Raw genomic sequence first — 12,526 nt, forward strand, 5'->3', positions numbered from 1 at the left:
CGATAGGGTCGCCCTTTTTGCAGCGGTTACGCGAGCGTCTTAGTGCTCAACGCCGCCTTCGCCGTGCACGTGGCCGTGCTCAACTTCTTCAGCACTTGCTTCACGTACTTCAGCGATCTCAACATCAAAGTTGAGCTGCTGGCCGGCCAGCGGGTGGTTGCCATCGACAACGACCGTATCGCCTTCGACTTTCTTAACGGTCACCATCAGAGGGCCGCCTTGAGTCTGGGCTTGGAACTGCATACCCGGCTCAATGCTTTCAACGCCTTGGAACGCATCGCGGGGTACTTCTTGCATCAGCTGCTCTTGCAGCTCGCCATAACCCTCTTCAGGGGATACGGCAACGTTCAGCTTCTCGCCTGCTGCACGACCTTCCAGCTCTTTTTCAAGACCCGGAATAATGTTACCAGCGCCGTGGAGGTAGGTAAGCGGCTCACGGCCTTCGGAACTGTCTAGCACTTCACCTGCATCGTTGGTCAGGGTGTAGTGAAACGCGACAACCGAGTTTTGCGCAATTTGCATGGAATAACCTTTCGGTGAGTGCATGTCCCAATATGGTAACGCGTGTGCGCCGGCTTGTCAGGGGGTAGCGACGCTTTTTCCTACTCACCACTTTCGGCGGTATTGCGCGTCAGGGTGACCAGGGATACCCTACAACCATCATTTTTTCCTTTGCCCTATCACTTTTGGAGCATGTAATGACGATCTTGATTATTTGGCTTATAGCTTTTTGCCTGATTGCTTATTTTGTCTATCAGCGCTGGAATAGCGGCGTTAGCGAGGGGTTAGATAAGGTGTTGCCCGGTTTTTTGAAAAGCCATGGCGACAATCGCTATCTATGGGTGATTACGCTGGCAGTGTTGGGGGCCACCACCCTGGTGCAGCCGGTTGAAATGCTGCTGGTCGTCATCCTGCTTGCCCTGATTGGCTGGGCAATCATGGCGCTGGCTAAATGGGCTGGGAATAAAACCCATCACTAAGCTGTTCGCGATAAAATAAAAAGCCCGGTCCTCTCATTTGATGGCCGGGCTTTTTTGATACTTAAGCGCTAGATTAACGCTCTCGATTAATAGGGGGCCACGCTCATGTTGGCGCCATTGCCAATCAAACGCACACGCTGGCCGGCTTGGAACTGGCGATCCGCACGCTGAACGACAACCACGTCGGTACCGTCATCGCGACGAATTTCCATCTCCAGCGCATTAACGCGGTTAGTCGCATCTTCAGCGGCCGTACCTGCCACAGCGCCGCCCAGGGCGCCTGCCACAGTCGCCAACTGACGACCAGAGCCACCGCCGACTTGGCTACCCAGAAGACCGCCGATAACCGCGCCACCGCCGCTACCTAAAAGGCCGCCGGCACGGCTTTCCGCTTGGATCTGCACCGGGCGAACCGCCACGATAGTGCCGTAAGTAACACTTTGACCGGTTTTGGCTTGGCTGCCGCGATAGACATCACCAGAGTAGCCAGACGTATTGGCACAGCCTGCCAGCGTGAGAATGCTCAGTGCTACAACAGGTAGAAGAAGACGTTTCATTAAAACCTCCAGAGTGTCTATTTTTATAGCTGTCATCCATTGGCCTGTTATCCATATAGCGCTCATAACTGGGCAGGCACAGAGTAGATGCAGTTATAGAACAGTGTTCGTTAAAGATAGCCGATGCTAACGGCTTTGACCAGCGTTCATGAAAAAAGATCAAAGTTGGTAGAGCAGTCGCCAAAAAAAGCTTAACCAAGAGTTTAACAGCGTATTAAGAAAACAGTGTGCAAATACGTATAACCAAGCAAAAACAGGAGACCCGAAGGCCTCCTGTTGCAGGGGGACATAGTGAACTATGGTGTTGAAACCTGCTAATTAGCCAAACTGGTTCATGGTGTTGTCTTTGCCACCGGCTTTGAGCGCGGCATCGCCGTGGAAGAACTCTTTATGGTCATCACCGATATTGGAGCCTGCCATATCCTGGTGGCGAACGGTTGCAATCCCTTGGCGAATTTCCTGACGCTGTACGCCTTTCACGTAAGCCAGCATCCCTTCATCGCCGAAGTAGCCTTTCGCTAAGTTGTCGGTGGACAGGGCAGCCGTGTGGTAAGTTGGCAGCGTGATCAGGTGGTGGAAGATGCCCGCTTCGCGAGACGAGTCGCGCTGGAAATTGCGTGTCCACTCATCGGCCAGCTGGCCAAGCTCGGTATCGTCGTACTCTGCGCTCATCAGCTTGTCACGCTGGTAAGCGGAAACGTCTTTACCCTCTTCCTGCCATGCATCGAACACCTGCTGGCGGAAGTTGAGCGTCCAGTTGAACGACGGAGAGTTGTTATAGACCAGTTTGGCATCCGGCACGACCTGGCGAATGCGGTTGACCATGCTGGCGATCTGGCCAACGTGGGGCTTCTCGGTTTCGATCCACAGTAGGTCGGCGCCGTTTTGCAAGCTGGTGATGCAGTCCAGTATAACGCGGTCTTCGCCGGTGCCGGGTTTAAACTGGTAGAGGCCCGAAGCGAGGCGCTTGGGTTTAACCAGTTTGCCGTTCTGCTTGATGACCACATCGCCGTTGTTGATATCGGCGGCGTTTTCAATCACATCGCCGTCCAAAAAGCTGTTGTACTGGTCGCCGAGATCGCCTGGCTCGTTGGTAACGGCAATTTTTTGCGTCAAACCTGCGCCGAGTGAGTCGGTACGCGCGACGATAACGCCATCTTCAATGCCGAGTTCCAAAAAGGCGTAACGCACGGCGTTGATTTTGGCCAGGAAGTCCTCGTGGGGCACAGTAACTTTACCGTCCTGGTGACCACACTGCTTCTCATCAGAGACCTGGTTTTCCAACTGGATGCAGCAGGCGCCCGCTTGAATAAACTTCTTGGCTAACAGGTAGGTGGCTTCTGCATTACCAAAGCCAGCGTCGATATCAGCAATAATCGGTACGATATGAGTTTCGTAGTTATCGATTTTACCGATCAGTTCCTGCTCTTTTGATTTGTCGCCAGCCTCTTTGGCTTCATCAAGGGCGCGGAACAAGTGGTTAAGCTCCCAGGCATCGGCTTGTTTTAGAAAGGTATAGAGCTCTTCGATCAGGTTCGCGACGGAGGTTTTTTCGTGCATCGACTGGTCGGGCAGCGGGCCGAACTCGGAGCGTAGCGCGGCAACCATCCAGCCGGAAAGGTAGAGGTAGCTACGTTTGGTGGTGCCAAAGTGCTTCTTGATCGAGATTAGCTTCTGTTGACCAATGAAGCCGTGCCAGCAACCTAGCGACTGGGTGTACTGGGCGGTATCGGCATCATAGGCGGCCATATCTTCGCGCATGATCTTGGCGGTGTAACGCGCAATATCCAGGCCAGTGTGAAAGCGGTTCTGTGCACGCATGCGAGCGGCATACTCAGGTTTGATGGTTTCCCACTTGCCGCCTTGAGCCTCGCGTAGTTGGGCCATGGCTTTGATATCGTCGAGCAGTCCTGTCATGAGCTTATCCTCTTCGGGCTGGATAGTGTTTCGCAAATCAGCTTTTGCTTATGCTGCACCTGCGAAGTTGTATTTAGCATTATTGATTTTCGTGATTGTGTCTCTAGGTCAATCGTCTCTCATGCAAACGTCTTGAAAGCTGGAAGCAGTAACGCTAGAGACCTCAGCTACAGCGTTGAGCTTGATGGATTGACCCAATCCGCTTAACGCTGCAATGCAATAACTATCCACGAGGATGGCGCCTTCAACAATTGACACTTGGGGGCAGAGGCCGTTGTAACCCGACGACAGGGAGGTAGAGGAAGGGAGGGTTTGTGTAGTCGTTTTTCGTCAAGATGGCGGCAAGAGCGCATAAAAAAGCACTGCCGAGGCAGTGCTAGAGATCCACCAAGAGGGCTTGTTAATCGAGCGAAAGCGTCATTTCTCGATGAGGGATGCCTGCATCCAGAAACTCATCGCCATGGGCGATAAAGCCTAGACGCTCATAGAACGCCAGTGCGTGTACCTGGGCACTCAGGGCCACTTGGGCGTGGCCCGCATGGCGTGCCGCTTCAATCGCGGCCTGCATCAGCAGTACACCAATACCGCTGCCACGGGCATTAGCGAGTACGGCGACGCGGCCTATATGCCCGTCGGGCAGCAGTCGTGCGGTGCCTACCGGCTGCTGATCAAGCATGGCGAGAAAGTGCTGGCACGCCGGATCCAGGCCATCCCACTCCTCATCCTGGGGCACGCTCTGTTCTTCAATAAATACCTTGCGGCGGATCTCGCTGGCCGTTGGGCCCAGCGTTTCCCAACTGCCAGTGCTAATGTGGGTAATCGCCATTAATACTCCTCGTCGTCATCACCTTCATCACTCATAAAGCCGAGGCTGCCGGTATTGACCAACTGGGTGATGAGCGCAGTTGCGCCGTCAAGCTCAAGGTCTTCGGCGTAGAGAGGGGTGGTGTCGGCTAGGCGTTTGGCTAATTCAGTTGAACAGGCGTGGCCGTCACCATCCACAAATAGCGTGGTACCGCTGGCATCGCGACGCCAGGCAAAGCGTGAGCCAGGCATATGGTAGAGCGGCTCCCCCTCTTGTAGTTGAGCAACAAGCGCCTCTTCGTCCAACGGTGTTTCAAGCGGTACCACTTGATCGACATATTTTGGCTGAGTCATCACCCGGCCAAACCACTGGGCAATCTGAGTAGGGTTATCCAGCGTCGACATAATCAGCTGACGCATACGCTCAACGGCTGCGTCGTCCAGTTCACCGACCTGCTGAGCAGGCGCCATGCCCGCATCGCTGTAACGCTGAGAGGCAGGCAACTGCTCGCCCAAATAGTCGGCGTAGGAGGTGATCGCCTCATCGGCCGAAGGAGCGCGAAAGCCAACTGAAATGGTCATGCAATCATCGCTCTGGCTAACGCCGTGATGCGCCCAGCCGGGAGGGAGATAAAGCATGTCGCCGGGGTCAAGCACCCAGTCGGAGTCGGGCTCTACGGTGAATTCTTTCAGGATGCGGAGATCGATACCTTGGATGATCGGCGCATCTTCCGTGAGCTTGCCGCCCAGCTGCCAGCGGCGGTGGCCGCTGGCCTGGAGTAAAAAGACATCGTACTGATCGATGTGCGCACCCACATTTCCGCCAGGAGGTGCGTAGCTGATCATCACGTCATCGAGCCGCCAACGAGGTAGGAAGTCAAACTCATTCATTAGCGCAGCCACCGATGGAACATAGTGGTCAACCGCTTGCACCAGAAGGCTCCAGTTTTTTTCCGGGAGCCGTTCAAAAGTGGCTTCATCGAAGGGGCCGTGGGAGACCTGCCAAGGGCCATCCGGGCCCTCCTCTTCAACCAAACGCGCCTCTACGCCAGGCTCGCAGGCGAGTCCGGCCAGCTCATCGGCTTCAATCGGGCTGATGAAGTCGGGCATGGCGCCACGAATCAGCAGCGGCTTTTGCTGCCAATAATTGGCCAGAAAGTCTGCGGCGGTAAGATCGCCCAGCAGTGTTAGCGGCTTATCGTGATGGTTCATGGCGTGTCCTGGTGTAGTGGTCGCAGTAACGTTGGTCACAGCAAGTTGGTCACAACAAATGGGTTACAGAGAGTTTAACTGATGTGTCAGTGCTTCGGCTTGCGCCTGGGCATTACCAATATAGTTGGCCGGTGAGAGCGCCTTCAATTCGGTTTTGACCTCGCTGGGCAGTTCAAGGGTATCAATAAACGCCGCAAAGCCTGCTTGGTCAATACGTTTGCCGCGAGTCAGTTGCTTGAGTTTTTCATAGGGCTTCTCAATACCGTAGCGGCGCATCACCGTTTGAATCGGCTCGGCGAGCACTTCCCAACTGTTATCCAGATCAGCGTCTAAACGCTCAGGGTTGGCTTCCAGCTTGCTGATGCCTTTGAGGCTGGCGTGGTAAGCAATCAACCCATATGCCAGGCCCACGCCAAGGTTACGCAGCACGGTGGAGTCAGTCAGGTCGCGCTGCCAGCGGGAGATTGGCAGCTTTTGCGCAAGGTGGCTAAGCACAGCGTTGGCCAGGCCCAGGTTGCCCTCGGAGTTTTCAAAATCAATCGGGTTGACTTTATGTGGCATGGTCGAGGAGCCAATTTCGCCCTCAACCGTGCGCTGCTTAAAGTAGCCCAGTGAGATATAGCCCCAAACGTCGCGATCGAAGTCGATCAGGATCGTATTGAAGCGGCAAATGGCGTCAAACAGTTCGGCGATATAGTCGTGGGGCTCGATCTGGGTAGTGTAAGGGTTAAAAGTCAGCCCTAAGCCTTCCACAAAGGTGCGGGCATTGGCTTCCCAATCGATCTCCGGATAGGTGGTCAGGTGGGCGTTATAGTTGCCCACAGCGCCATTGATTTTGCCGAGTACTTCCACCGCTTCGATCTGCTTCAGCTGGCGCTTAAGGCGGTACGCCACGTTGGCCATCTCTTTGCCCAGCGTGGTCGGGGTGGCGGTTTGACCGTGAGTACGCGACAGCATCGGCTGGGCGGCGTGGGCAATGGCTAGCTTGGCAATGTCATCGGCAACCTCGTGCATGGTGGGCAGCATGGCGTTCAGGCCGTCGCTGAGCATTACGCCGTAAGAGAGGTTGTTGATATCTTCGCTGGTGCAGGCAAAGTGAATAAATTCGGTGACCGCATGCAGCTCGGTTTGGCCTGCAATCTTCTCTTTTAGGAAGTACTCAACCGCTTTGACGTCGTGATTGGTGGTGCGCTCGATCTCTTTGATGCGTTCGGCATCCGCGATAGAAAACTCACGAATCAATTGCTCAAGGAACGCGGTAGCTTCAGCAGATAAGCGCGGTACCTCGGTAATCTGAGCATGCTCAGCCAGGCGCTGTAGCCAGCGAACCTCCACAATCACACGGGCGCGAATAAGGCCGAATTCACTGAAGTGTTCGCGCAGGGCGGCGGCTTTAGAGGCGTAGCGGCCGTCGACGGGGGAGAGGGCGGTCAAAGCGGAGAGTTGCATGGCATCGTTTCCAGGAGGTTCGAAAGAAAATTAGTCGAGAGCAAGTTAATTGAAAAGACGTCGATCGAGAACAGAGTAGCCGTCTAGTCGAGGCTATCCAGTGCCCGGCGTAGCGCTTTACGCTGGAATACCAGTTTCCAGCGGCGCCCGCCTTGCTGGTGCCACAATAATCCAAAGCGAATCCCCGCCATTAAGCAAGCGCGTACACGCTCAGGCATCATGCGGCTCTGCAGCAGTGATGGATCCCCTTGCACCACAATGCGGGTTTTAAAGGTGGATATCGTCTCTTGGTACGCTTCCCCAAGACTGGCCACCACGTTTTCATGGGTAGTGCCAAAGTGCTCGGCTTGACCCTGAATGCGGGTTAATTTTTGGCCCAGTGAATCCATCATGTCGTTATTGGTACGCAGCTTATTCATTAGCATCAGCAGCGAAAAACCGTAGCGCAACACCACCGGGTTCGCCTGCTTACGCCCCACCAGGGCTTCTAAGGTATCCAGGCCGCGGCGCAGATTATTGGGGTGCCCGCCATAAATCGCCTCGAAGCTTTCCGGGTTAGTATCCACAGTGGCCTCAATAAGCGTTTCCCAGGCGCGGGTGTCGACCTGCCCGGTGCGAGCCAGCTCATCGACCAGGCTGGCGGCTTGAAAGACGCCAGCAAGGGCAAGTGCTTGGCGGACTGCCGGAGAATCGGGGGCGCGATGAATCGGGGTAGGATTCATGCAGCAGCCTCCGCGGCTTTCTTCCAGGTAGCGCGAATAACGCCGCCGCCCAAGCATATGTCGCCATCGTAAAGCACCAACGACTGGCCAGGGGTGACCGCCCACTGCGGGTCGTCAAACGTGACCTCAACGCCACCGTCGGGCAGCGCGCGCATTTCACAGCTGCAGTCGCTTTGCCGATAGCGCGTCTTGGCGGTAAAGCGCCCCTGCTGAACCGGCGGCTCACCCGCCACCCAATCCATGGCCTCTGTGACCAAGATATCGGAGTAGAGCAACTGGTCATGCTTACCCTGCACCGCGATCAGTACATTGCGATCAAGATCTTTTGCCGCCACGTACCAGGGGTCTTCGGAGTAGTTGGCAAGCCCGCCAATGCCTAGACCCTGGCGCTGGCCCAGGGTGTAGTACATCAGCCCCATATGTTTGCCGATGACATCGCCATCCGGCGTTTCAATGGTACCGGGCTGGGCGGGCAGGTACTGCTGGAGGAAATCGCGAAACCGGCGCTCGCCGATAAAGCAGATGCCGGTGGAGTCTTTTTTCTTAGCGGTGATCAAATCGTGCTGTTCTGCAAGCGCGCGTACGGCGGGCTTTTCCAGCTCACCTACGGGAAACAGAGTACGGGCAATGGCGGCTTCTGGCACTGCATGCAGGAAGTAACTTTGATCTTTATTGCTATCCAGGCCTTTCAGCAGGCGCGGGCGAACATCGCCATCGCCTTGGCTAACATGCCCTTTACGAACATAGTGCCCGGTGGCGATTTTGTCGGCTCCGAGCATTTCAGCGTACTCAAGGAAGACCTTAAATTTGATCTCCCGGTTACACAGAATATCCGGGTTGGGCGTGCGGCCCGCTTTGTATTCGGCTAAAAAGTGCTCGAATACATTATCCCAATACTCGGCGGCAAAGTTAGCGGTGTGCAGTTTAATGCCCAGTTTGGCGCAGACCGCCTCGGCGTCGGCGAGATCCTCTTTGGCCGTGCAATATTCGGTTCCGTCGTCTTCATCCCAGTTTTTCATAAACAGGCCTTCGACCTCATAGCCTTGTTGCATGAGGAGAAGGGCCGAAACGGACGAGTCGACGCCGCCGGACATACCGACAATCACTTTGCCATTAGCGGCTGTGGCGGATGACTCAGTGGTGGATGAGCCTGGCGTAGTTGGTTCAGTGGATGACATGGGCATCCTCAGTTGAAGTAGGGTGCAAATAAGCAGTGTGCAGTTGGGCGAGGATTATACACGATGGGGGGTAATGGCTTCGAGTGCTTCACTCGCGAATCACCGACAGGGGATAGCCAGGCCCGCTGAGTGCATCCTCGATACGTTTGAGTACCAGCGGGCTGCGTAGGCGCGCCTGCTGATCTAACGACCGTATTTGCTCAATGGTAAGCCAGTGGGTGGCGAAGATATCCGGGTCGAGGGGAAGGTCGAGTTGATGAAGCGGCGCAGCAATAAAACCGTGGCTGTGAAACGTTTGCCCTTCGTCGGTATGAAATACGTATAAACCCAAATATCCGGTGAGCGATACCTGCCAAGCAGTCTCTTCCACTACTTCGCGTAGAATGGCTGCTATGGGACCTTCGCCGGGTTCAATATGCCCAGCGGGTTGGTTAAACACACTTTGCGGGCCGCCACGCTGCTCTTCTACCATCAAAAAGCGCTCGCCCTGCTGGATGACGCAGGCAGCCGTGCTGCGAATAAGGCTCATCAGGGTTTCCTGCGTTTTGTGGTGGGCCGCCTACGCTGATCTTTTTGCGGAGCTATTCGTCGCTGACTTGGGGGTGTATTCGTCGGTCTGGGCGCGTGTAGGGCTTCTTTGCGCCATTCGCCAGGTGCCAAACCATCCAGCCGCCAGGGGCCGATCGCTACGCGAATCAAGCGCAGGGTGGGGTAGCCGACATGAGCAGTCATACGGCGAACCTGGCGGTTACGGCCTTCGCTTATGGTTAGCTCCAGCCAGCTAGTCGAGGGGTGGCGTTTGGGGTCGATGGGAGGGTGGCGTGGTGCGGTCGTAGGCGGATCTATTCTGTGCGCTTTGGCCGGCTGCGTTGGGCCATCTTTCAGCGCAATGCCTTGGCGCAACGCCTTCAATGCCGTGTCATCGATTTGCCCTTCCACCTGGGCCCAGTAGGTTTTGGGCTGCTTATGGCGCGGATGAGAAATGCGGTGAATCAGCTCGCCATCATCGCTGAGCAGCAGTAGGCCTTCAGAGTCGTAGTCAAGCCGTCCTGCGGGGTAAATATCTTTCACATCGACATACTGTGCAAGGGTTTGCCGCCCCTCACGGTCGCTGAATTGGCTCAGTACCTGGAAAGGCTTATGCAGTAAATAAAGGTTGCTCATGACTTCTCGTTGCCCTTTTTACTTTCTATTCACTCTCAGGAATGGGTATGTCGACAATGCGCATGGCGGGCAGCGCTGGTATACTCCGGCTACCTGATGGGGCGCCCATCGTTGAGCTCGCGCTCCGCTCAAGATTTCTTGCCATCGCAGCGAAAAGAGAGAGGTTAACGCAAAAATGACCAAAACGCCGAAGATCATCTATACGCTCACTGACGAAGCGCCCGCGCTCGCGACGCACTCCCTACTGCCGATTATCGATGCCTTTACCGATTCTGCCGGCATTCAGGTAGAGACCCGCGATATTTCCCTGGCCGCTCGCATCATTGCTCAGTTCCCTGACTATCTGAGCGAAGAGCAACGGATCGGCGATCACCTGGCGGAGCTTGGCGAACTGACCAAGACCCCAGAAGCTAATATTATCAAATTGCCCAACATTAGCGCCTCTCTGCCTCAGCTAAAGGCGGTGATTAAAGAGTTGCAGCAGCAGGGTTACAAACTTCCTGACTACCCTGAAGCGCCCCAGAGCGATGAAGGGAAAGACATTCAGGCGCGCTACGACAAGACTAAAGGCAGCGCCGTTAACCCGGTGTTGCGTGAAGGTAACTCGGATCGCCGCGCTCCGCTGTCGGTCAAGAATTACGCTCGCAAATATCCCCACCGCATGGGTGAGTGGAGCAGCGACTCCAAGTCCCATGTGGCGCATATGAGTGAAGGCGATTTTTACGGCAGCGAGAAGTCCGCGCTGATTGAAAAAGCCACCGATCTCAAGATCGAGCTGGTCGCTAAAGACGGCAGCACCACGGTGCTCAAGCAGAAAACCTCGGTACTGGAAGGCGAAGTCGTCGACGCTTCGGTCATGAGCCGTAACGCGCTGCGTCGTTTTGTGGCCGACGAAGTCGCTGACGCAAAAGCCAAAGACGTGCTGTTCTCGCTGCACCTTAAAGCGACCATGATGAAGGTCTCTGACCCGATTATGTTCGGTATGGTGGTCAGCGAGTTTTATCAGGACGTGCTGAGTAAGCACGCAGATGACCTCCAGCAGGCGGGCTTCGACCCCAATAACGGTATCGGCGATCTCTATTCGGCCATTAAGTCACTGCCGGAAGAGCGTCAGACCCAGATTGAGGATGAGATTCAAGCACTTTATGCCGAGCGCCCGCGTTTGGCGATGGTGAACTCCCATAAAGGGATCACCAACCTGCACGTGCCCAGCGATGTGATTATCGATGCTTCCATGCCGGCGATGATCCGCGATTCCGGTAAAATGTGGGGCGCCGACGACCAACTGCACGACGTCAAAGCCGTCATTCCTGATCGTTGCTACGCCGGTATCTATCAAACGGTCATCGATGATTGCAAACAGCACGGTGCCTTTGATCCGACGACTATGGGCAGCGTACCCAACGTAGGCTTGATGGCCCAGAAAGCCGAAGAATACGGCTCCCACGATAAGACCTTCCAGATTCCTACCGACGGTACCGTACGCGTCACCGATGCCAGCGGCAATGTAGTGCTTGAGCACAACGTTGAGCAGGGCGACATTTGGCGGATGTGCCAGACCAAGGATGCCCCGGTTCGCGATTGGGTGAAGTTGGCGGTTAATCGTGCCCGCGAAAGCGGAACGCCGGCTATCTTCTGGTTGGACGCCCAGCGCGCCCACGATGCTCAACTGATCAAGAAAGTCGAGAGCTACTTAAAAGAGCACGATACCGCTGGCCTGGATATTCGTATCATGACGCCAGAAGAGGCCATGCGCTTCTCTCTGGAGCGTATCCGCAAGGGCGAAGACACTATCTCCGTCACCGGTAACGTACTGCGCGACTATCTGACTGACCTGTTCCCGATTATGGAGCTCGGCACCAGCGCCAAGATGCTCTCAATCGTACCGTTGATGAATGGCGGTGGCTTGTTTGAGACCGGCGCTGGCGGCTCTGCTCCCAAGCACGTTCAGCAGTTGCTGGAAGAGAACCATCTGCGCTGGGATTCGCTGGGCGAGTTTTTGGCCCTGGCGGCATCCCTTGAACACCTGGGCAGCACCTTCGATAACGCTCGGGCAAAAATGCTGGCTAAAGCGCTCGATCAGGCGAACGGCAAGTTCCTGGATAGCAACAAGTCGCCGTCGCGCAAAGTGGGTGAGCTGGACAATCGCGGCAGCCACTTTTATTTAGCGCTATACTGGGCTGAAGCGTTGGCAGAGCAGAGCGAAGATAGCGAAATGCAGACGCTGTTCAAACGCTTGGCTGACGCGCTAACGGCCAAAGAAGCGACCATTGTCGATGAGTTGAACAGCGTTCAGGGCCAGCCTGCGGATATTGGTGGCTACTTCCACCCGGATCACGAGCTGACGGCTAAGGTGATGCGCCCCAGCCAGACTCTCAACGAAACGCTTGCCATGGTCGCAAAAGGCTAATAGAGACCGCCTGTGATTAGGCTGATTGACCCCCGTCCGCTTGGCGGGCGGGGGTTTTGCATTGCACTCGCTATTGCGCTCTGTAATATTTTAAGTTTTCCATGAACCCTTGCTGATCGAAAGCGTCTTACGT

12 protein-coding genes are annotated in these 12,526 nt (G+C 55.4%); 2 read left to right on the forward strand and 10 right to left on the reverse strand.

The window, feature by feature from the left end:
* Nucleotides 1-39 precede the first annotated feature (39 nt).
* Nucleotides 40-522 (reverse strand): FKBP-type peptidyl-prolyl cis-trans isomerase, encoded by a 483-nt coding sequence (locus tag HALTITAN_RS18755; protein WP_022520436.1) that lies wholly within the window; start codon nucleotides 520-522, stop codon nucleotides 40-42.
* Nucleotides 523-698: 176 nt separating this feature from the next.
* On the opposite strand from HALTITAN_RS18755, the gene HALTITAN_RS18760 reads away from it, so the two are divergent.
* A complete protein-coding gene (locus tag HALTITAN_RS18760) occupies nucleotides 699-980 on the forward strand; it encodes a hypothetical protein (protein ID WP_027959688.1) in 282 nt (93 codons plus the stop codon).
* 86 nt (nucleotides 981-1,066) lie between these two features.
* Here HALTITAN_RS18760 and HALTITAN_RS18765 read toward each other — a convergent pair whose 3' ends face one another.
* The 9 genes from HALTITAN_RS18765 to HALTITAN_RS18805 all read right to left on the reverse strand — a co-directional run bounded on the left by HALTITAN_RS18765 (nucleotide 1,067) and on the right by HALTITAN_RS18805 (nucleotide 9,983).
* Complete coding sequence (locus HALTITAN_RS18765) at nucleotides 1,067-1,537, reverse strand: outer membrane lipoprotein (protein ID WP_022520434.1); 471 nt, start codon at nucleotides 1,535-1,537, stop codon at nucleotides 1,067-1,069.
* Nucleotides 1,538-1,855: 318 nt separating this feature from the next.
* Nucleotides 1,856-3,454 (reverse strand): isocitrate lyase, encoded by a 1,599-nt coding sequence (locus tag HALTITAN_RS18770; RefSeq protein WP_022520433.1) that lies wholly within the window; start codon nucleotides 3,452-3,454, stop codon nucleotides 1,856-1,858.
* 400 nt (nucleotides 3,455-3,854) lie between these two features.
* Nucleotides 3,855-4,280, reverse strand: a complete 426-nt coding sequence (locus tag HALTITAN_RS18775; RefSeq protein ID WP_039860133.1) for a GNAT family N-acetyltransferase — start codon at nucleotides 4,278-4,280, stop codon at nucleotides 3,855-3,857.
* A complete protein-coding gene (locus HALTITAN_RS18780) occupies nucleotides 4,280-5,470 on the reverse strand; it encodes a cupin domain-containing protein (protein WP_022520430.1) in 1,191 nt (396 codons plus the stop codon). Before HALTITAN_RS18780 ends, HALTITAN_RS18775 begins: the two co-directional genes overlap by 1 nt.
* A 63-nt stretch (nucleotides 5,471-5,533) precedes the next feature.
* Nucleotides 5,534-6,919, reverse strand: coding sequence for an adenylosuccinate lyase (gene purB / locus HALTITAN_RS18785; RefSeq protein WP_009288038.1), 1,386 nt, complete (start codon nucleotides 6,917-6,919; stop codon nucleotides 5,534-5,536).
* Between the two features lie 83 nt (nucleotides 6,920-7,002).
* On the reverse strand, nucleotides 7,003-7,641 hold the full coding sequence (gene hflD, locus HALTITAN_RS18790) for a high frequency lysogenization protein HflD (RefSeq protein WP_039860134.1): 639 nt from the start codon (nucleotides 7,639-7,641) through the stop codon (nucleotides 7,003-7,005).
* Entirely contained in the window at nucleotides 7,638-8,825 is a 1,188-nt protein-coding gene (gene mnmA, locus HALTITAN_RS18795) for a tRNA 2-thiouridine(34) synthase MnmA (RefSeq protein ID WP_039860136.1), read from the reverse strand. The genes hflD and mnmA overlap by 4 nt, the downstream gene beginning before the upstream one ends.
* A gap of 82 nt (nucleotides 8,826-8,907) precedes the next feature.
* Entirely contained in the window at nucleotides 8,908-9,348 is a 441-nt protein-coding gene (locus tag HALTITAN_RS18800; RefSeq protein WP_039860137.1) for an NUDIX hydrolase, read from the reverse strand.
* Complete coding sequence (locus tag HALTITAN_RS18805; protein ID WP_009288039.1) at nucleotides 9,348-9,983, reverse strand: pseudouridine synthase; 636 nt, start codon at nucleotides 9,981-9,983, stop codon at nucleotides 9,348-9,350. Before HALTITAN_RS18805 ends, HALTITAN_RS18800 begins: the two co-directional genes overlap by 1 nt.
* Nucleotides 9,984-10,158: 175 nt before the next feature.
* Between HALTITAN_RS18805 and HALTITAN_RS18810 the strand changes: the two genes are divergently transcribed.
* A complete protein-coding gene (locus tag HALTITAN_RS18810) occupies nucleotides 10,159-12,393 on the forward strand; it encodes an NADP-dependent isocitrate dehydrogenase (RefSeq protein WP_009288040.1) in 2,235 nt (744 codons plus the stop codon).
* Nucleotides 12,394-12,526 lie beyond the last annotated feature (133 nt).

This window comes from Vreelandella titanicae BH1, from assembly GCF_000336575.1.
Taxonomy (GTDB): domain Bacteria; phylum Pseudomonadota; class Gammaproteobacteria; order Pseudomonadales; family Halomonadaceae; genus Vreelandella; species Vreelandella titanicae.